The organism is Paraburkholderia sp. SSBN10T (assembly GCF_056619545.1).
This window is the reverse complement of the sequence record NZ_JBWQQI010000005.1, coordinates 26,031-46,363: the sequence shown is the minus strand read 5'-3', so window position 1 is coordinate 46,363 and position 20,333 is coordinate 26,031. Positions and strand designations below refer to the sequence as shown.

Genomic DNA, 20,333 nt, shown 5'->3' with positions numbered 1-20,333 from the left:
TAAAAAAAGCCAGCACCGGGAAGGTGCTGGCAAACGGGGTTTCGACTAGGACTGCGTCCGTATCCGGGTAGGGCACGGACAGCCATGCAGCCCGACAAGATTAGACCGTGACAGCACGCTTGGTGGATATGGGAAATGTCTGCCGCCTGAGCTTGAGATGGCGGTTCTTTAGCCCGGCTCCTGCGCGGCCATCAGTTGCGCAGTACGCTGGTATTACCGCTTCAATCTGAGTTGCCTGACATTGAGACGTTGCTGCTCAAACGCGGCGTGACCGGTGACTTACGAATTGGTGCATCTGTAGTGTGAGCGTTTTGGCGTGCGCGAGAGCTATTCGCGGCATCTCGATAAGTTCATGCTGAAGCTGCGTGGTCAGCACGTAAGTGCTGTGGCGTGCAGTCGATGAACACGGCATGAATCTCGATGTACTGTTGCCGAAACGTCACGACAAGGCTGCGGCGAGACGCTTCTTCATGAAGATACGGCACTCACTCGTACCCGGCGCCCAGGAAGATCGTCACCGGCCAGTTGCGCCGCGATCCGGCAGAGAAGGTGCAAGTACGCGGACTGGCCGGCAACACATCGTACGGCACAGCACTTCGAACCATTGAAAAATACCCTCTGGCTTTTATAAACTAGTTACGTATGCAACGGGTTGCAGGATCACATATACGCTCATCTCTAAATAATTCGAAATCACTTGATATCCCAAGCTTTTGATAGGCAAGTCGTTTTTGGCGACTAACCGTCTTTATGCTCCGCCCCTTGCGTCGCGCAATTTCCGCAACCGTTAAACCATCCAGGCAACCCAGCAGAACATCTGCTTCACATGGAGAAAGTGATCGCTGCCCGGGAATTGCGTGCACAGCCGCTTCTTTAATAATGTTATTCGCACGTGCGCCCCGTGAGACGCGACTTATAAGCTGCAGCAAATCATTCAAACCACCTTTTTTTCCATAAAATCCATTGGCTCCAGACTTAAAGCTGGAAGTCATTATAAGCTCTGAAACATGCGACGATGTAACGATAATTTTTATTTCATGATAAGTGTTCTTTATTTCTTTGATCAATGCATTTCCACACAATCCTTCTGCGCTTCCCGTTTCGCAATCTAATAGCACGATATCGACAACATCAATCTCCAGGAGAGCCAGTAATTTTGCGGAATCGCTATAGACCCCTGCAACGTGACAGCCTGCATTTTTCGACAGATAAGCTGCAAAGCCGAGAGCAGCGACCGGGAAGCTATCTAGAATCGCCACCCGTAAGGGACGCGGCATCATGTGAGCCATATTAACCATAAAATCGTAGGCTTTCAAACCAAGCCGCCATCGACAAGTGAGTTATGCACTCTTAACCAGACCTTTCGACTCGATGCCCGGACCTGACTACTTACTGTTTATATAAATTTCATCTATTCATTTTATTTCCGTCTGCATCTCTGCTCGGATAAGGAAGTAATAAACTCCCTTCCCTTTTTCGTTAACTCTACGCCTGCTCCTCTCCTTGATGGCCTAACCAAGCCGCTATCCAGAAGTTCTATAACAACGTGCCAGCCTATGATCGGTTGAGGCAGATCTTCGTCCAGAGCAAGATACTCCAGCGTCCACGCGGCCGATCCAGAAAGAAAAATATGGCCTCCCATGACATCTGCCTTCATATCCTTGCCTCTGCTCTGGCTAGCATTATTTTTCAATTTGATGAGTCCCAGCTGAAAAATTCAGCCATAAGACGCTCCCAGCAGGATTTTTACCAATGCTAGTGATAAGCATCGTTACGACACATGAAGCACATATTTAATAATTGGCGCAGCGAGTGAACCTTGCCTGATAACATCGTCGTTTCGATCCCTTCTACAGTTTCCCTGCCATGTATCAGATACGATGCTAGGTGAAGTAATTGGCTAAATCTTTCAAATTCCCACAATTTCTCAACACTTGGCGCAACGCCCATGAAAGAAAAATTCTCGTCGCCTCGAAACTCAATACCGGAAAATGACGATATCAAGCTCAGCGCGGGGCTGGTGAGTCGAACCAGAACAACCCAGAAGTCCCTGTGTGGGCTGACGGCCAGAAGTCGATGAGATCGACAGCGTGCACGAATCCTGATTCTCCTCCACCGTCAGCGCCTGCCGGATAGCATGGTCTTCTCGTTGACCGACTGGCCGCAAACGTGTACCAGCAACGCTGTCGAAAAAAGCACAGATGGCTCATAGCCAGCCATGCAGGCTGCCCGAGACGACGCCGCTAAAATATGCGCCGATATTGCAGCCAAACGAGAGCCTCGCCCCGTATCTGAGCAGCAAGCCGCCACCGATGGCTGCTACCAGTGAGCCGCGCGGGATGCGCCAACTCGGCTCAAAGTGGCCAGCGAATGCGGATGCCGCTAGTGCGCCAAGCATGATTGCGATGTTCATGATCGTCGTCACGTCGAACGACAGTGGCTCAAACTGCATGCCGACACCGAAAAGAAACGAGCGGATCACGAGCGCGGTGCCGGAGGGCAAGACGTGTCCGACCACCGGGTGGCCAACTGATAGCGCGGGAAAGAACAGCACGACGCCCAGCGCGAGCATGAGCATGAGCATGAGCATGAGCATGAGCATGAGCATGAGCATGAGCATGCAGGGCGCCACGTCGATCCACGATGAAGTGGCGCCATGCGAAGGTGAAGCCAAAAGCTGCGTGCTAGAACACGAAACCAAGCAGAGCGCCGACCACCCAGAGGGCCGCTTGCTGACGGTTGCATCGAGATAGACGGCACCTGCGAGGAAGGCGAGTGAAGCGAGGGCAAGCACTCCTGCATGGTACCTAGAGCGCGGCGCGACGGGCGGCGCGGAGACATCGGACATGGACACGCTCCGAAACGAAAATTAAATGACAAAAGTGCTCATGCACATGTGCGACATCCACCAAGCCTCGTACTAGGCCTCTGTGCGTCAAGCCGGGGCCGTATGCAAATCAAGACACTCACTACCTAGTGGCGACGCAGTGTCTTTTCACTGGTCCTCTCCGCGCCAGACTGGTCAGATTAAGTCACAAGGACGGCCCGATGGATGCGCGAAATTTCTCGAAACTCGGGCAAATGGCTCGGAAACGGGAATATCAAGTTAGTTGAATTGACAATTCCCCGTTTTTCACGCGGTTCAGAGGTAGAAACTAAGCGGCCATCGCCAGCCGGTGTTTGGGCGTAAATCCGCTTAGGGCCATGTTCGGGCGGCCGCGATTGTAAATCCACATCCAGTCTGTCGCGAAACGCCGCACGTGATCCATGCGCGTTGTGCAAATACAGTCCTCCCAGTGGTACTACGACAGTCATGTGATGATCCAGTGAATTCCTGCTCACGTCATAGTGGACGGAAAGACGATGGGCACGAAGATGGACGAAGTGGGTACGCTGGCGTCGAGCGGATTGACACCTGCGAATCCGCTCGACGCATATAGCGTCTTCAGGGCATGACCATAGTCAATCACGTCGCGTCGAAACCTGCGAGATAGATCTGTTTGCAGCGTCCGGCTACGGCGACAGCATCGCTCTCGAACTCGGTCCAGCCTACCGGTTTGCGCCTCAATCGACAGGCGACTGTGTTCGCTTAGTTGTTCACTGCGACTGGCCCAACCAATTCCTTGATGCGAAAGTCTTCAAGGTCCTTGCCTTTGAGCCAACTCGGCTGCCGACCACGCCCGCTCCACGTGTTACCCGTCTCCGGATCGCGAAAGCGGGGTGCGATGCTGTGGGTTTTCGGTTTGCGCAGACCGCGGAACACATCGTTGGGCGTAAATCCGAAATCGGAGACGATTTTGCGGATGCCATCGAGAGCGACCGTCGCCTCGGCGTTTCGTGCACGTTCTATTTCGGCGTCTAGTTTCTGCCGCAGTGCAAGCAGTTCCTTGTAGGTTGTCACGGTTGTGCTTCCCCTTTCGTTGTAGGTGGTTATCGATCCTTGGCAATGTCGCAGCGGGAGAATCGTCGGTGCTGGATTTCCAACTCGCTCCCGGCATCGTTACTTTGCCCCGTGCCCGCAAAGGGCAATTTTGTTTGGAATGGCCTGTGCCTGATGCACCTTGACCAGCATAGGGCCCGCCGCCGTAAGGATCTCGTGCTCTGGCGGGTAGTCGTTACGCACGACGACCCGTCGGCCATCTACTGCCTTTACATTCGAATACTGCTAAAGCATTGCCACCAGTTCCGCTCCGATTGTCTGCTGGATGATCCGTCGCACCCCTTGTGTATCAGACCGGATGTGCTCTCAAATTGCATCTCTGCTGTTTGTTTCCTGCACATGTTTCGCCATGGTGGTGGAGTTCGATTGAGGAAGTGTTACCGTGGAAAGCAGCATCCTCTTTTAATCATCACTGCCTTCTCGTGCCTCCTCCCTACGTCGCGCGCACCACTCTCAACGATAGCTCTTAAATGCAGTGGACGAAGCATGGTCCGCCCAATAAGTCCCTTCAGTTCGGCATCGCCAATACGATAGTCGCTATCGAAATGCTTGATCGACCGGCGTTTTTCCACTGCTTCAATAACCTGCATAAACAAGTCCTATGGTTGAAAAGGTGGCGCATGTCGCCGTGCGTGAACACCATGCGGGATTGCCCGTAGGATGTCAGGTTGTGTCTTCGGCTATAGCGGTGACGCATGTATTGCGATTGCTACAGCGGCGGGACGCGTGGTCGGTGGATTTGCAGACCACTATGCTGGCCGGTCGTATTGGTTTAACGTTCGATGGTACGCAGGAATTCGTTTCGCGCTTGGGCATTGTGCTCGAATTCGCCTGCGTAGCACTGAGTGATAACACGTTCGTCGCCGCGTCGGTTTTCACCCATCAGTAGACACAGTTGCTCAGCTTCAATCAGGCAGGCTGCTCCGCGCGCCTGACCGCAAATGATTAAAGCATTTGCGATCTCATCTGTTATCCATTCCTGGTACGTATAGCGATGACTGATTGCATCGATCATCCGGGCGATACGACCAAAGCCGTGAAGCCGTCCATCGGGGAGATAGGCAACATGTGCTACACCACGAAACGGCAATAGATGGTGAGGGCACACGCCATGCACGGCAAGGCTGCGAATAATGACCATATCGCGGCGAACATCCTCAAAGCCCCCGCCAAGTGCCTCAGCAGGATTCGTGCCGTAGCCGTCCAGCAACCGCTTCTGCCAGAGTTCCCGTACACGTTGGGCCGTGCCGCGTGTATGTGTCGTGTCTATTTCGATGCCACTTGCCTCAGGCATGTGCACGACAGACTGCTCAAACGCAGCGACGTCGAATGGGCGAACATGCCGGATGCCGATGCCGGACAGGTTTTGTGGGGCTGAATGGCCATGATTGTCAGAAAAGGGCATCGTGCCTCCACGATATTGAATTGAATGGCTGCGACACTCCTGTCACGATGAACAGGTTATTCACTTCACACCTCTTTACCAGGCATTAGCTCGATCATCCGGTTGTCGTTACAGCCTCTTGCCCGGCAAACGATACAGGAGTAACTGCGCAGATGCTTCCCCTGACGCAGGTGAAATTCGGACTGCAGAGTCGAGCGTATGCCGCTGTCGTAGCATGGACCGCAGAGGTATCTGGCGTGGATGATGCGGGTGAACTCAGGCGGTATATTCCGCACTGACTGTATCGGACTGCACTGCTGCGCCTCTGCGGCCTGCCGTTCAAGCTGGGCGACCTTCGCCCTGAGTGCATCGAGCTCACCCAAGAGCGTTGTACAGTATGTGCGCGCCTGAATAAGATTCATCTGGCCAGTTATGATCGTGCCTCTCAGCTGCGTCACGGTGGTTCGCGCCAATGCACTCAATTTTCCTTCCAGCAGATCTTGCGCAAGACTAATGCTTGTGCGAAGACTGTCAAATGCATCCTGAAGTACGTCATTCATTGGTCAATCTCCCGAAGGGAAAAGGCAGTAATTTCACATCAGACAACAGCAGCTTCCAAAAGAGTGTCGCTATGGCAAGGAGCGGTTAGGCTGCAGTCGCTTCGGCGTAGCGCGACTCGATGTGTGTCGCAAAGAACTCGTCGGGATAAGGGTTGGTTATGAGTTTCCGGTACAGTTCTGCCGGAACGCAGACATAGCGTCGGCAACTGTTATCAGCAAACCGGAGTTCTAGGGCCTGCAGACCATCGACGTAGGCTGCAGAACGGACTTTGACGCCGGGGAGCGAGATGTGCGAAGGTTGCGGAAATTTCGATGGAGGCAAGTCGTAGTCACTGGCGCTGGGATGAGCAATGCCATACATGTGTCCGAATTCGTATCGGTCGGATTCTGCGATGCGTTCAACGAAGACTCGGTGCAGATAGCGGCCAAGCCATTCGAGGACCCCAAAGAGTCTGGCCGTAATTATTGAAGAAAAGTGTCGCATGTGTTTATCCCTCAGGCGCAAGATTCCACTTTGGACGATGTGCAATCGAGTTGTCTCCGGGAATCTTCTTGTTTGTGTGGTCTGCTAATTTCCACGCTTAATGGCAATCGCAAGTCCTCGGACTGGTCAGCGTGATGGTGCTGTCAGGTTGCGTAATTCAACGGATAAGATCGTGCGATGAAGAAATCGCAATCGCTCTATCATGGTCACCGTTTCCCGGCTGGTGTCATCAGTTGCGCCGTTCGATGGAATTTCCGTTTCCAGTTGAGCCATGCGTGACATGGGAGAACTGCTTTTCGAACGCGGCGTGATCGTGGCATGCGAGACGATCCGATGCTGATGTGACAAGTTCGGTAAGGGCTTTGCTCATCGAGTGAAGGCGGTGCGACGCAAGCCACGTAGTGCGTGGCACGTCGACGAGCCTGGCGCAGGACTCGACATAAAAGCGGCACGATAAAGCCGTTGCCAAACGTCTTTTCAAGCGTGCACTGCTGTGTTCGAGCGCGGTTTCCGCGCAAGGTCGTCACCGATCAGTTGCGCGGCTATTCGGCGGCAAAAGCCGGGATCCTCGAACTTGCCAGCGTGAAGCACTTGTGTCGCCCGACTGAACAACCGCGCAGAGAATAGTCATTAACCGACGCGTGAACGCGAGCGTCGCATGCGAGGCTTTCGCGACCCGAAACGCACAAAAGAATTTCTCTCGCGCTTTGGGCCGATCCGGCAACATTTCGCGCCCAAGCGGCATCTGCTGTGCGCTTCACTTTATCGCCAGCAACTTGCTGCCCGGAGCCTTGCATGGCGCTAATTCACCGAGCTCACCCACGATCCGTCGAAAGCCTTCTGATCTGGCGACAAAGCTGGCAAAGGAACCCGAAAGATGACGAAGAGAACCCGACGCATGCACTCAGCGGTGTTCAATGCGAAGGTGGTGCTGGAGAACGATTTTTTAGAAGGCGGGCTCACCAAGGCGGGATTGCTGGGCGAAAAGCGATGATTGACTGTACACATGCGCTGCCGGTTTCGCGGCAGACGCGGCTGGTTGGCATCGCGAGATCGAGTACGTATTACCGACCGCAACCAGTGAGCGAATCTGCTCAATTGTTGAGGCGCCGCATCGACGAACTGCGCATGGAGTTCCCGTTTGCCGAGGTACGGATGCTGGTGCGCCTGCTGCGCCGGGAGGGCCATGAAGGAAGTTGGTCGCCGTCGCGTGAGCGCGCTGATGAAGCGCATGGGCGACGCTGTACTGCAAGCCGGACACGAGTCGGCGCAACGCGCAGCACAAGGTCTGGCTGTACCTGCTGCGCGGCATGAAGATCGACCGCGCCAATCAGGTGTTCGCACTCGACACGACGTACATTCCGATGGCGCGCGGCTTCGTATATCTGACAGCAGTGGTGAGCTGGGCGAGCCGAAGATATTCCCGCGCCGTGTCACCATTACGCTGGAGGCTGTACATGCCGTCGAGGCGCTGGAGGATGCGTTCTCCCGCTACGGGCTGCCGGACATCGTGAACACTGATCAGGGCAGCCAGTTCACGGCGGGCGTGTTCACGCAGGCCGTGCTCGGACGAGGCGTGCGGCTGTTGATGGACGGCAAGGGAAGCTGGTGCGACAACGTGTTCGTCGAGCGGGTGTGGCGCAGCACCAAGTATGAAGAGGTCTACGCTGAAAGCGTACGAGTCGGTCTGCCATGTCCTGAGCTCCATCGGCAAATACATCGAGCTGTACAACCAGAGACGGCTCCATTCGAGCTTGGCGGATCAGGCGCCGGATGAAGCTTACTTCGCGACGCTGCCTGCGATCAAATCGGCGGCATGATTGCCTCGGATGTTCCACTTAAAAATCTCAGAAAACTGTCCGAACGAGTGAGGCCGCCTCTCGCCCGCCGTCGTGCCCCCTCACTTTCGGCAAGTTGACAATGCCTGCACAACCAGTTCGGCAATGTGACAACGCCCTGCAGAGTGATGTGAAGCTGCGGCATTTTCGGCGTTTTGGTGCCGGAGAGAGAAATTTCTGATGGCTAAGCGAAAATGGGTTGCTTATTATTGTTCTTCTCAAATTGAGTTGTGTGATCGACTTTCATTTGCTTGCTCCTCTTCAGTAGAAAATAGTGGTGGATCTTCATTGTAATCATTCGATCTGGCGTCATCGGAATCTCGATGGATATTCCTCTGGGGCAGCTAGCTTAGAAGAGCTGCTAGAAGGAGAGTTTGCGGGGGGTATAAGAAAATTCTACTGGAAATACAATTGCTACTGGTGAGCGGCGCATGAGCAGTGATGGGCGGAAGTTGTTAAGTGAAAACGAATTGAAAAAGGTGGTTGAATATGTCGGAAATAATCTTGACGCGAATCTAAGGGTGGCTAATCTGGCAGCAATGATTGGTATGCGTGTAAATGATTTTTACGCAAAATTCAAGAATACATGCGGCATAACGCCATTTCAATATGTTATCGATGTGCGATTGAGTAAGGTGTTGTGGCTGCTGGCGAATACGGACGAGTCGATCATGCTCATCGCCTTGGAATGTGGCTTCCGGTCACAGAGTCACCTGACAACCATGATGAAAGGTAGATTCAACGAAACCCCCTTGCAGTATAGGCGCCGCTTCAAGTTCGGTGTGTAAGACATAGTTTGCAGTCGGCTTTGTTTGCCGATAAATCAACGCTTGTATGGAGTGGTGCAGCAAATTAAAGGTGGGTCAGAATCTTCTAGCGGAAATTCTAGATGAATTGGGTAAATATTATAACTTTCGTTTCGGCTATAGAGAGAAGAGGGTGATGAAACTGAATGAGGTGCAGAGAAAGAGGTTGATTAAATCTGCGGAGCTTGGTCCTAATCATATCGATTCCGTGATAAAGAAGCTGAGGGCTGAATGCCCAGATGCATTTCATACAGATGTGACACTCGAAACGCGGAGATTTCACCACCAGCCTAATGCTGACATTCCTTGCTGCAACTCGTCCTGAGCGGTTCTTGAAGCCGTACTATTGTGTATAAACTTTCGCAGTATATAAATCAGTTGACCGCATTGTCGGCTTGCTGGTGGTATTCGTTGTCTTTGTGTGTGTTCGACATAAGTCAGACGACTGTCGACGGAAGATATTTATCTAGACTATCGCGCGTCTGGTGACTTAAGTCAATTGATCTTTCGTGCACCGTGCAGTCGGGTGCCTCTTTTCCCTGATGGGGTAACGGTGGAACTATCGGGCTGTGCCGTGCAATGAGAGCGTCGATGAAGACGCTGAACCGAGTGTTGGCCGAGGCACGGAAGCGCCTACACTATCCGCCCGAAGGAGATGGCGAAGTTGGCGGGAAAGGGCTGGGTTCCAACAATAAAATTAGGCAGCCTGATTAATTAGGAATTTTGCACGTCTGCCCGGTTGTACCGTGCAAGTAAATGCGCGGTGAGTTATGCCAACTGCTAGAGACCGCGACCACCCGGTGTCTGGGTAAAGTGATGTGTCGACGAATCGGGCCGAAGCGAGAGAGAAATGTCTGGGTTCGCTGTGCTGACGTTCACGCCCACGCGTGGGCTGATGATCGTTTTCGACGCGGTTCAATGAGTTGTAGGCGTTGTCATGTTGCTGAATTGGTCGTGTAAGATCGCGCGATGAAGAATGAGAACGCAAAATCGCGCTTTACCGCGGCTTTAACGTGACAGGGTTGGAAGTAGGATGCGGCGCGAAGCGCGCCAGAATCCGCAGGTCGTCGCCAATCCGGTCGACGGCGTGGAAGTTCAGTAAGACACGGCCCTCGAGCGTCGGCGGTGCGACGAGGTTGAACATGCTCATCGAATCGGTACCGAGCAGGCTCGGCGCCAGATAGACCAGCAGTTCGTCGACGCAGCCTTCGCGCAGCAGCGAGCCGTTCAGCTTGTAACCCGCTTCGACATGCAGCTCATTGACGTTGCGTTCGCCGAGCGCCTTCAACATGGCCGGCAGATCGACCTTGCCCGCCGCATTCGCCATTTGCACGATTTCCGCGCCCCGATCGCGTAGCGCGTCGGCGCGTTCGGCGTGACGTTCGTCGAGGTTGCCGCAAAAAATCAGCGTCGGCGCACCGGCCAGAATCTGCGCGGTGGGCGGCACGTCGAGCTGGCTGTCGATCAGCACGCGTTGCGGCTGGCGCGTCGTCTCGACGGCGCGGGTCATGCGTGGATCGTCTCCCTTGACCGTGCCGATACCCGTCAGAATCGCCGACGCGCGGGCGCGCCACGCGTGGCCGTCGGCGCGCGCCGCCTCGCCGGTGATCCATTGGCTCTCGCCGGACGGCAAGCCGGTGCGGCCGTCGAGCGTGGCCGCCACTTTCATGCGCACCCATGGCCGGCCGCGCGTCATGCGCGAGACGAAGCCGATGTTCAGTTCATACGCTTCATTAGCGAGCAGGCCACAGCGCACTTCGATGCCGGCATCGCGAAGCATCCTCAGGCCACGTCCTGAGACCTGCGGGTTCGGATCTTCCATGGCCGCCACCACGCGTTCCACTTGCGCCTCGATCAGCGCGTTTGCGCCGAAGTGGCTGCACGGCTCAAGCGTGACGTAGGCGACCGCACCGCGTAAGTCGTGGCCGCGCGCATCCCTTATAGCCCGAATTTCAGCGCAGTCTCGACTGGCCGACTGTGTGAAGCCTTCCCCGATTACCACATCGTTCTTAACCAGCACGCAGCCGGCGCGCGGACTCGGGTCGATCATATAGGCACCGCGCGACGCGAGGGTGAGTGCACGTTCCATTTGAAGAAAATCGGTTTGCAAGAACATGTGTTTCCAACTCATCGACGTCACCTGAGAGAGTGAGTAACAACAGCGGTAACATATCGCGAGCCTATATTGGCAGTTCAAATTTAAACACCGGAAAAGTCTTGGCTTGACTACCCGGAGGGGGGCACTCAGGCGTCTGAACGTGGAGGTGGCTCTGATTGTGGAGTTGGTCCTGTAACTCGGGACATTCGGATACGGTTAGATTGATGATGCAGCGGTTCACCGGAACTCCCCGGGGAGATCGGTATTTCAGTGCCTTATGCTGGGATTATTTTAAAGGCCTCGGGCGGATGCGAGAGTGCCGCTAGCACGCCAGGTGTGTGATCCACACACATCGTTTTAACTAAAATGAAGCGATGAACCGCGAGATTGCGATTCGGTTTCGTATGCGCGCGGTGTGGCTCGAGACTGACCCTGTCTCGTTTCCACGTACAGCAAGTCATGCGGCGATCAACGCAGCCTCGTAGTCGACAGGGGTATGGAAGTCGATTGAGGTGTGCAGGGGTTGTCGATTGTAATAGCCTTCGATCCAGTCGACGATGTCCAGGCGTGCCTGGACACGTGTTTCATGGCGGACCTGATAGATTCTTTCGACTTTCAGCGTCTTGAAGAAGCTCTCCATCGTAGCGTTATCCTACGCATTCGCACACCGGCTCATCGAGATGTTTAACTTGAAGTCGCGGCCTGTTTCCGGTAGGCACGGCTTGCATATTGGCTTCCGCGGTCGGAATGTAGCAGTAGCCCCGGTGCCGGTTTGCGTTGCCAGCACGCGCTGCGCAGTGCCTGGCAGGCCAGGTTGGCGTTGATTCGCTTGGACATCGACCAGCCCACGATGCGCCGGCTCGCCAGATCCAGGATCGCCGCCAGATATAACCGGCCTTCGCCGGTCCTGACGAACGTGATGTCGCTGACCCATGTCTGATTGGGCTGCCAGCCGTCGAAACGACGATCAGGCAGATTCGGCGTCACCGGCAGGCAATGCGTCGAATTCGTCGTGACCCGCTTGTAGATCGGGCGCAGCCCTTGGCGTTGCCGGCTGCGACGTACGCGTTCTGCGCCCGCCGGCTGACCTTGGGCATGCAACTGCCGCATGATATGAGGACGACCGTAGCTGCCGCGACTCGACCGGTGGATAGCGGCGACCGTGGCGTCCAGGGCTGCATTGGTCTGAGCGCGTGCGTCTGGGCCACGCCGACGCCACTGGCAATGGCCGCTGCGCGACACATCAACTATTCGGCACAAGCGACTGACGCTGTACCGGTCGCGGTAGGTATCGATCCAGGCGTACTTCACCGCGCCCCCTTCGCGAAGTACGCCGTTGCTTTTGAGAGAATTTCGATATCGAGTTTCGCGCTGGCCAAATCTTTGCGTAGCCGACTGTTCTCCGCTTCCAGTTCACTAATCGGGCGAGCTGTTTGTGCCGCGACCGACTCATGACCACCCGCCTGGCCAGCGTCGTCGGGGCGGCGACTACGCCGCCTCCAGTTCTCTAAAGTCGCGACTGGCACCCCGAGCCGGCGCGCGGCTTCATGCTGACAGACTGATTCTGCAAGCCTGACGACCTCGCCTTTGGACTCGCCCGTGTCTTGCCGTTTCGGCACAGATTTTTCTGACATGAAACCCTCCGTACATACAGAAAATTAACAAAATTGTTGCTGTACGCGAAATCGAGGCATGGTCACTTTTGCCCTGAACTCCACTGAGTGCGTCCGTCGGGTTCTCTTCGTCATCTTTCAGGTTCCTTTGTCAGCATTATCGCTGGCTCAGGCCTCGGCCAAAATCACTTATCCGACTGTCTGGGTTTGCGCGGTCACCTCTCATCCGGCAGGCGCAAGAATCACAACGACTGCGACGATGGAAATGCCGTAGATAAATTTCATAACGTAACAAATTAGCGAAAAGCATCAAATCTGCCCTGACAACAGGAGTGGGCAGCGACTCCTCTCGCAAGAAATTTCCTATTGTCGATCGACTGCAAGCTGAATACATTTGGGTTGCAAGTTGATATCAAAACGTTTTTCACGACAGGCGTCGCGGGTTAGACGGTCGAGCAGACGAGCGACTCGCTTTTTGGAAGGTCAGTCGACGACTGAGGTTGGCTCGTGAGCGCGGCTCTTTTGATAGCAATTGTGCAGTCTATCAGGGCCCGTAGCTCAGTCGGTCAGAGCACTCGACTCATAATCGATCGGTCGCCGGTTCGAGCCCGGCCGGGCCCACCAGTTGTGTTTGCCGTCTGTATCTGTCAAAGCCGAAGGGAGAAGGATGTTCGTGGGAAATCGTATCCGGCGCTGTGGTTTGTCTTATTTCCAGCGTTAGCCTATCTACTGTGGCACTGGAGTTGCTGATGATTATCTGTGCTGGTGTAATCCGATTTATTCGGCGACGTTGCCTACTTGCGCCTTATGCGGCACACCGGTCGACCGCTATCGGCTTGCTAGTGGCATTCGCTGTTTTTGTCGCCAGCATTGGTGTGCTCGACATGATCAGCCAGACTGTTGGTGGGCGATTTCCAGCTTATTGCATTAACGCGGTCAAGTAGAATCTGTCGAGCGTCAATGCATGACAACAAAGACGAACGCACCACACGTGATGCTACCATTTGCCTAGCCTACTGTTTGCACGTGACCGGAGGCACTTAGGCAACTTGCCATTCTTGACTTTCGTTGTGCTGGCAACAGTCATGTTTTGCGAAACTCCTTGGCCCTTGTCTGACGTCAGTTTTTCCTAGACTGATAATTGCCACCAAGGCAGACGTGAGTCCAATATGGCATGCTTGATCCTGATGGATATTTGGTGCGCCCCGGTTTACGCCCAACTTGAGAAAACGGCCCGATGTGAGTCCTGTGGCAGGAAATTGGAGCGAACTCACCGGTCTGCATGGGGGCGACATGCTTGAGCAGCGCGACTGCCAGGCCATCGACGGGCAGCTCGCCCGCGCCAGTTTCGCGCTGGGCGAGACGCTCGAGGGTTTCAACTTCGACCTGTTGCCCAGGCTCAATCGAGCGCACATTCACGATCTGGCCACGGGCCACTACATTGACGAGAATATCTGCATTCTGATGGTCGGCCAAACGGGCATCGGCAAGTCGTACTTGGCTTAAACCCTAGGTCACTGCGCTGCCCATCAGGGGGGGGCGACGTATTGTTCATCACGCAGGCTGGCCTGCTCAAGAAGCTGTGCGCGGCGCGTGCCACAGGCCTTTACGAGCGCAAGTTCCAGCAGCTCGTGCCCTTGCCCCTGTTGATCATTGATGACTTCGCGCTCAAACCCCTTCATCCCCCCCGACGAAAATTTCCACGATTTGATCGCCGCCAGGTATAAGAGGGCTGCGACGGTCTTGGCTTCAAATCTCGACTTCAGCAAATGGGGCGATGCGTTTACCGATAACCGCATTCTTGGCGCTGCCACGCTTGACCGGCTACGCCACGGCGCCTATCGGGTAGTGATCGAGGGTGAGAGCTTTCGCAAGCCCAAACCAGTGCCTGAAAATAGCGGAAACGCCATTGAAAAATCTAGCATAAAACCGCATTCTTGAGTCCCTTCGAAATCGCGCTTCGGGCCACTCCTGGGGGCTTCACTTATGCTGATCATCACCGGTTAGATTGCGCCGATCCGCGACATGAGGTGCGTTGTCCTTGCCAGCAAGCAACCGACTCGCCTTTGATCAAGAAAAGTCTTGCTTCGATTCGGGGTGGAATGCTGTTACCCTCTAATGCCTCGCTAGACTCGCTTCCCAATTGCGCCATAATGGCAGCTTCCGTTGGAAGCGTCAGTGCTGGGGATTTGTTCTGGGTCGCAGCTCGCTCGCTGTAGTGTCAAGGTTTAAAATCATATCGGCCGAATGAGAAAGGATAAAAGTAGTTCAGCTGTTTCGGTAATTCATAGTCCCGTGTTACGAGAAGATTTGCCAAAATGGCGTTCAAAATTTGTCGTTTTTCTCATGTTTTGTGCGTTTGCGGCTCTGGCCGCGCGCGCATTCTGGGTACAGGTGGCGAATTGTGATTTTTACATCGGCCAAGGTGAGAAGCGGTATCAGCAGACAATAAGACTCGGCTCGATGCGTGGTTCTATCTTGGATCGTAACGGCGCACAATTGGCAGTGAGTTTGGTTGCAAGTGAAGTCTGGGCCTATCCCGGACAGGTCGAGGAGGGGGCATATGCTCCACTCTCTCGGCTGCTTGGCATGTCTTCGGTCGAATTGCGACGGCGCTTGGCAGTCGGTCATTCATTCGTATTGCTTAAACGTCAGGTGGACGCAGCGACGGCGGCATGTATTGACAAGCTTCATCTTGTTGGCATCAGGCAGACATATGGATCGAAGCGCTACTATCCGGAGGGTGAGTCAGCTGCACATATTGTCGGTTTTACTGATATTGAGGATCACGGGCAGGAGGGGATCGAGCTTTCAGAGGATGGGGAACTGTCGGGTGCATCGGGTCTGCGTCAGGTGATACGTGATCGACTTGGCCGAGTCGTCGCAGATGCGCATCCATTTGTGCCGGCATTGTCAGGAACGACACTCAGACTGACGGTTGACCGCCGGATTCAGCAGTTCGCGTACGCGCGATTGAGGGAGGCAGTGGAAAAAAATCGAGCGGAGGCTGGCAGTGTCGTCGTGCTCAATGCGACTAACGGCGAGATTCTTGCGCTGACGAACTATCCTGCTTTCGATCCCAACGATCGCAGGAACCTGACCGGCGGGCAGCTGCGCAATCGAGCGTTGATAGATACGTTTGAGCCCGGCTCGACAATCAAGCCCGTAATTGTCGCCTTGGCGATCGATGAGGGAAAAGTGCAGCCGCAGACAGTCATTGACACGAATCCTGGCACATACCGGATAGGCACCGCGGTAATCCACGATACATCGAACCACGGTTCAATAACGGTTGCGCAGGCGCTGCAGATGTCGAGCAACATTGCACTTGCCAAGCTTGCTCTTGGTTTGTCTCCCAAAACAATTTGGAGCAGGTACGAGGAATACGGGATTGGTCACGCTCCCAATCTACCGTTTCCTGGGGTCGCTGCCGGTCGGTTGCGCCCCTACATTCGTTGGCAGCCAGTAGAGCAGGCAACGATGGCGTATGGCTACGGGATCTCGATGTCGCTACTGCAGCTTGCGGAGGTTTATACCGCGTACGCGGGCGATGGTACGTTGCATCATGCATCGCTGGTGAGTTCGGACAGCGGGCTCGCTACGCGTCGTGAATTTCGCGTCACGACACCGTCGACCGCCTCCGCAATTCGCACGATGCTGGAGATGGCTGTTGGTGAGGCTGGAACCGGTCGCGCTGCGCGTGTTGACGGTTACAGGGTCGGCGGAAAAACAGGTACTGCTCGCAAACAAGTCGGTCGGTCATACGCGCAGGGGCGCTACCGTGCACTGTTTGTCGGAATGGCGCCAATGAGCAACCCACGTGTTGTCGTGGCCGTAATGATTGATGATCCGCGCGGAAGAAGTTATTACGGGGGCACTGTCGCAGGTCCTGTATTTTCCGCTGTAACGGGTGACGCACTCAGAGTGCTTGGTGTGCCGCCTGATATTTCGTCAAAACATTGACATCCCCGTAATTTCACTGCAGATTACGACGGTAGCGCGATCCAGGCGCGACAAGGGTTTGCGGTCTGCCCCTAATAATATATTTAATAAAATAAAATGGTTGTTGTCTGGTCTTTTTGTGTTGCCTGAGAAACAGTCTGGTGGGGCTTATGTCACCGTCAGGTGCTTTGGCTGGCGACATGGCGCATGTTTGGCAGCGATAATTCGAGTTATCGTCGATAGATAAGTTGAATTCATTTTAAAAGTGGTTTTATAACGTTATATGTGTGTGAAATAATAACGCCGAAGTGACCCTCTTCCCTGCCAGGAGTCCACCATGCCCCGTCCGTCCGCCGTTACCCCTGAACAGATCCGTTCTGCTGTGCTCTTGATGCTCGCCGACGCAGGCGATGCAGAGCCTCCCACCAGCGAACGCTTCCGCAAGGTCGTATCGGTCCGCAAGCTCCGCGCGCGGCTCGGTGCGGGCGATCCGGCGACACTTGCGCGAGCGCTGAACGCGATCGAGACCGAGGGGTGTTGTCAACTTGGCGGAAGCTGACGGGGTAAGATGGAAAACGAATCGGCATCCTTATTAATATGTGAACGATGGCAGCATCGACTACCGTCCAATGATTCCACGCTGCAAGGCGCGCCTTGAGTTTGGTGCGATGGGACTGCGCCGTCATGCGGTGGCGGGATAATGCAAAGTGTTGACGGATCGGACCGAAGCTGGATAGAAAAACCTGCGTGCGAAGCGGATCGCAAAATCCGCTCATGGCGGGCTCACGGCGACGCGTAGGTTGGTGACTGTTCTCGGCACGGTTATTCACTCGTGCAGCCGCCTTCACGAACACGGGCTTGGCACCCGCGAGTTCTGCGATGTCTGCCTTCGCCGCAGGGTAACTGCGCAGTAGTTGGTCGGTGACGATTTTCCGGGGCACGGGATTCGATCAAAGCACATGCTTGAAGAAGCGTTTGGCTGCGGCCTTGTCCCGGCGCTTCTGCAGAAGCACATCCAGCTCGGCGCCGCATTCATCCAGGGGGCCCTCCACAGCACGTAGGGCTCGCCGCGCAGCTTCACGAATACTTCGTCCAGATGCCACGTGCTGCCGGCCTTGCGTCGCACCGCCTTTGCGCGCCCTGCGAAGGCGGCTCCGAACTTGTCGCACCAGCAACGGATTGTCTCGTAGGTCACCACCACGCCGCGCTCGAGCAGCAACTCCTCGATATCACGCAGGCTCAGGTTGAAGCGGAAATACCAGCGAACGGCGCAGCTGATGACGCTCGCGGGGAAGCGGTGACCGTGGTAAAGCGACTTCGTCTTCTTCATCGCCTCATTAACGCTCCGTGCTCGCTAACCTGACAACGCCGTTCTGGATGTCACCTTCAACGAAGATCAGTGCCGGGCTCGGCTTGAGAATGCCGCGCAAAACTTCGCCGTTCTGCGGTGCATTGCCACCAACCTCATCAGGCGTGATAACTCCACGAAAGCCGGTATCAGGATCCGGCGCCTGAAAGCTGGGGCCAGCGACGACTACCGCGCGCAGCTACTGGGCCTGAAAACCCCGGGGAAAAACCTCGTAAGTCCTTGAGCCGAAGCCGCAATTTCTTCGTGCGAAAGCCCTAGTCGCTCAACCGTAAGAGATGGCAAAGCAAGAGCAATCTGATTGCGTCGAAATCACTGCTCGCGTAACGTACGATTCCAGCGCTCGAGCTCGCCCTCAGGCGCATAGGGTCGGCAATACACCAGCCGGATCGCCGGTTGCGCGCAGATTCTCAGCAGCGTCTACTTGATCTCGCCACTAGGTGGCGGAATGGCGCGGGTTGTCGAGCAAGTCTGTGGCTAGGTGATTTGCGCAGGGGCTTTGCAACCACCGAATGATTCTGGCGGTGCCCATATGAGAGTCCGGGGAGCGGTGGCAGCATGGTGGAGCAAGGGGAGGGCGTGCATGGCTGTTGCCCTTGACCTTGGTGCGACTTCAGCTAGCGCTGTCTTCGCTTGGATGCGTAGTGTGGCTCGGCTTCGCTGAGCCCTTTGTGTCTCAGGAGAAAATCATGAAGTGGTTCGCCATTACACTTGAAAACAGAAGCCCATTTACTTTAAGGTTGGATAATTCTGCTGTAGTCGAAAACGAGAATGAGGGCTGGTGGGAGGAGCTGCCAGATACGGTCGAACCATATGACTCTATCTATATGGAGATCTTGAATGATGAGTCATTATCGCCCGCGGACCATGTCTCAGCTCAAATCCCCTTTGAGATCATTGGCCAAGATGAATTGTTTGGTCGAATCACGATATTCGCTAATGCTAGGAAGGGGCAAATAGCAACTAACGAGTTAAAGGTTGACGTTGCACCAGATTCAATCGGTCGGCAAGATATTTTGATGCTTTGCGATGCGCTTGAGGATGAGAAGAGGAATAATTCGTCAGGAAATTCGAGCACTAAAAATTATTTAGTGTATTTCTATTCTCCTGGAGTGAGAGAATATACCGCTGAAGCTTTCTCTTTTCAGTGGCACTTAGGTGCTCGCGGTGAAGATGCTGATGCTAAAATCAATGAAAAAGGAGAGGTTGAGCTTATTTTTCGTCACCCAAAGACATTAACAAAATTCTCTAAGCAAATATCCTACGTTAATCCTTTGGATGGAAAAAAATATCCACGCCAAGGTGGAAAAAAAGTCATTGCAAAGGATAGCGTTGAAGAAGGTGCCACGCTGTCAAGTCTTTCTTTTGCGAAGAAATATACCGGAGAAGATATACAGTTTGATCTTGAGTTTTGGGAGCCCCGCGGATTCACTGAGCATCATTCATTCACGCTGATTCGCGCTGTCTCGAAAAATTTTTCGCTGAAGGTTGCGGATGACCAAGCATTTACCTCTACCCATATCGGTAGTTTTCCTAGTGGGGCAACAATTCAGGTATTGAACCAAGGAAAGCCTGCTGGAGCGGGGATACCTGTTTATTGCACGATTGATCCGGGCACCACCACTCTGCAACTTGCCAGAACTGTTGTGAACACGAATGATGAGGGCTTGGTGAGTATATCGTTTGATGGTGGATGGGAAAATCGTGCCGGGATGGCTACGGTCACTGCTAGGGTGCTCGACGACGTTGGGGTGGCTGCATCGACGACTTTTGAACGTATGATCTTTGAGGCACGAGAAATAGAAATGGAGCAGAGGGAATCATTCACGATTGGTCAGTCCCCACTCAAGATTCTAGCTAAAGTCTTGGATGAGTCTGGTGCTGGTGCTCACGGGGCATCAGGTGTTATGGTGAATTTTAAAATCGATAGCGGAACAACGGGACTAAAGCTCTCAGCTAATAGTGCAGAAGCAGATGCGCATGGACGTGCAGTCGTTTATGCAGACGGGGCAACTGCTCCTGGTGAGGCTAAGGTGACAGCCAGCGCAGAATATGCCACGTTAAATCCGGAATTCGCGATTTGCAGAATAGCGGTAAAATCGCAGGCATAATTGGCGTTGGTAGGTTGGTAGGTTGGTAGGTTGGCAGGTTGGCAGGTTGGCAGGTTGGCAGGTTGGTAGGGCCATCTCGTCGGGGGCGCGCAGACTATTCGCCTCCGATGAGAGGGTTTAAATCGCGCGCCATGTTACGTCTGCTGACGAAACGCTTCGACAAGCCGGGGAGTTAGATCCTATGTGGCACG

At 54.5% G+C, this 20,333-nt stretch carries 14 protein-coding genes, 1 tRNA gene and 7 pseudogenes; 11 read left to right on the top strand and 11 right to left on the bottom strand.

Features of this window, described 5'->3' with window-relative positions; genetic code table 11:
• Positions 1-190 precede the first annotated feature (190 nt).
• A pseudogene (locus AC1ECK_RS09310) lies at positions 191-573 on the top strand (DDE-type integrase/transposase/recombinase); the annotation flags it as partial.
• A 59-nt stretch (positions 574-632) separates the two neighbouring features.
• On the opposite strand, the gene AC1ECK_RS09305 reads toward AC1ECK_RS09310, so the two are convergent.
• The 7 genes and pseudogenes from AC1ECK_RS09305 to AC1ECK_RS09275 all read right to left on the bottom strand — a co-directional run bounded on the left by AC1ECK_RS09305 (position 633) and on the right by AC1ECK_RS09275 (position 6,368).
• Positions 633-1,316, bottom strand: a complete 684-nt coding sequence (locus tag AC1ECK_RS09305; protein ID WP_480318209.1) for a response regulator — start codon at positions 1,314-1,316, stop codon at positions 633-635.
• Between the two features lie 890 nt (positions 1,317-2,206).
• Positions 2,207-2,848 (bottom strand): YeeE/YedE thiosulfate transporter family protein, encoded by a 642-nt coding sequence (locus AC1ECK_RS09300; protein ID WP_480318207.1) that lies wholly within the window; start codon positions 2,846-2,848, stop codon positions 2,207-2,209.
• Between the two features lie 741 nt (positions 2,849-3,589).
• A complete protein-coding gene (locus AC1ECK_RS09295; protein WP_480318205.1) occupies positions 3,590-3,901 on the bottom strand; it encodes an H-NS histone family protein in 312 nt (103 codons plus the stop codon).
• A gap of 156 nt (positions 3,902-4,057) precedes the next feature.
• Positions 4,058-4,281: pseudogene (locus AC1ECK_RS09290) on the bottom strand (IS256 family transposase); the annotation flags it as partial.
• Positions 4,282-4,712: 431 nt separating this feature from the next.
• Positions 4,713-5,345, bottom strand: a complete 633-nt coding sequence (folE, locus tag AC1ECK_RS09285) for a GTP cyclohydrolase I FolE (protein WP_480318203.1) — start codon at positions 5,343-5,345, stop codon at positions 4,713-4,715.
• 65 nt (positions 5,346-5,410) lie between these two features.
• The gene (locus AC1ECK_RS09280; protein ID WP_480318201.1) at positions 5,411-5,884 is read right to left on the bottom strand and encodes a hypothetical protein; all 474 of its coding nucleotides are present in this window, start codon (positions 5,882-5,884) and stop codon (positions 5,411-5,413) included.
• 85 nt (positions 5,885-5,969) lie between these two features.
• A complete protein-coding gene (locus tag AC1ECK_RS09275) occupies positions 5,970-6,368 on the bottom strand; it encodes a KTSC domain-containing protein (RefSeq protein ID WP_480318199.1) in 399 nt (132 codons plus the stop codon).
• 177 nt (positions 6,369-6,545) lie between these two features.
• On the opposite strand from AC1ECK_RS09275, the pseudogene AC1ECK_RS09270 reads away from it, so the two are divergent.
• The 3 genes and pseudogenes from AC1ECK_RS09270 (at position 6,546) to AC1ECK_RS09260 (ending at position 8,994) form a co-directional block, all read left to right on the top strand.
• Positions 6,546-7,173: pseudogene (locus AC1ECK_RS09270) on the top strand (IS6 family transposase).
• 381 nt (positions 7,174-7,554) lie between these two features.
• The gene (locus AC1ECK_RS09265; RefSeq protein ID WP_480318197.1) at positions 7,555-8,145 is read left to right on the top strand and encodes a hypothetical protein; all 591 of its coding nucleotides are present in this window, start codon (positions 7,555-7,557) and stop codon (positions 8,143-8,145) included.
• Positions 8,146-8,637: 492 nt separating this feature from the next.
• Positions 8,638-8,994, top strand: coding sequence for a helix-turn-helix domain-containing protein (locus AC1ECK_RS09260; RefSeq protein ID WP_480318195.1), 357 nt, complete (start codon positions 8,638-8,640; stop codon positions 8,992-8,994).
• A gap of 818 nt (positions 8,995-9,812) precedes the next feature.
• On the opposite strand, the pseudogene AC1ECK_RS09255 reads toward AC1ECK_RS09260, so the two are convergent.
• The 3 genes and pseudogenes from AC1ECK_RS09255 to AC1ECK_RS09245 all read right to left on the bottom strand — a co-directional run.
• A pseudogene (locus AC1ECK_RS09255) lies at positions 9,813-9,928 on the bottom strand (IS6 family transposase); the annotation flags it as partial.
• A gap of 81 nt (positions 9,929-10,009) precedes the next feature.
• On the bottom strand, positions 10,010-11,128 hold the full coding sequence (gene ribD / locus AC1ECK_RS09250) for a bifunctional diaminohydroxyphosphoribosylaminopyrimidine deaminase/5-amino-6-(5-phosphoribosylamino)uracil reductase RibD (protein WP_480318792.1): 1,119 nt from the start codon (positions 11,126-11,128) through the stop codon (positions 10,010-10,012).
• A 439-nt stretch (positions 11,129-11,567) separates the two neighbouring features.
• Positions 11,568-12,744: pseudogene (locus tag AC1ECK_RS09245) on the bottom strand (IS3 family transposase).
• A 526-nt stretch (positions 12,745-13,270) separates the two neighbouring features.
• Between AC1ECK_RS09245 and AC1ECK_RS09240 the strand changes: the two are divergent.
• The 6 genes and pseudogenes from AC1ECK_RS09240 to AC1ECK_RS09215 form a co-directional block, all read left to right on the top strand.
• Positions 13,271-13,347: transfer RNA gene (locus tag AC1ECK_RS09240), tRNA-Ile, on the top strand.
• Positions 13,348-13,971: 624 nt separating this feature from the next.
• Positions 13,972-14,229 carry an ATP-binding protein gene (locus AC1ECK_RS09235; protein WP_480318193.1) on the top strand — a complete coding sequence of 86 codons (258 nt, stop codon included), beginning with the start codon at positions 13,972-13,974 and terminating at the stop codon, positions 14,227-14,229.
• Between the two features lie 41 nt (positions 14,230-14,270).
• Positions 14,271-14,450: a hypothetical protein gene (locus AC1ECK_RS09230; RefSeq protein WP_480318191.1), complete on the top strand. Its 180-nt coding sequence runs from the start codon at positions 14,271-14,273 to the stop codon at positions 14,448-14,450.
• Positions 14,380-14,664 (top strand): ATP-binding protein, encoded by a 285-nt coding sequence (locus AC1ECK_RS09225; protein ID WP_480318189.1) that lies wholly within the window; start codon positions 14,380-14,382, stop codon positions 14,662-14,664. The genes AC1ECK_RS09230 and AC1ECK_RS09225 overlap by 71 nt, the downstream gene beginning before the upstream one ends.
• A gap of 306 nt (positions 14,665-14,970) precedes the next feature.
• Entirely contained in the window at positions 14,971-16,686 is a 1,716-nt protein-coding gene (locus AC1ECK_RS09220; protein ID WP_480318187.1) for a peptidoglycan D,D-transpeptidase FtsI family protein, read from the top strand.
• Positions 16,687-17,002: 316 nt separating this feature from the next.
• Positions 17,003-17,197, top strand: a pseudogene (locus AC1ECK_RS09215) (DNA-binding protein); the annotation flags it as partial.
• 85 nt (positions 17,198-17,282) lie between these two features.
• On the opposite strand, the pseudogene AC1ECK_RS09210 reads toward AC1ECK_RS09215, so the two are convergent.
• Positions 17,283-17,995: pseudogene (locus AC1ECK_RS09210) on the bottom strand (IS6 family transposase); the annotation flags it as partial.
• A gap of 725 nt (positions 17,996-18,720) precedes the next feature.
• Between AC1ECK_RS09210 and AC1ECK_RS09205 the strand changes: the two are divergent.
• On the top strand, positions 18,721-20,142 hold the full coding sequence (locus tag AC1ECK_RS09205) for a hypothetical protein (RefSeq protein WP_480318185.1): 1,422 nt from the start codon (positions 18,721-18,723) through the stop codon (positions 20,140-20,142).
• Positions 20,143-20,333 lie beyond the last annotated feature (191 nt).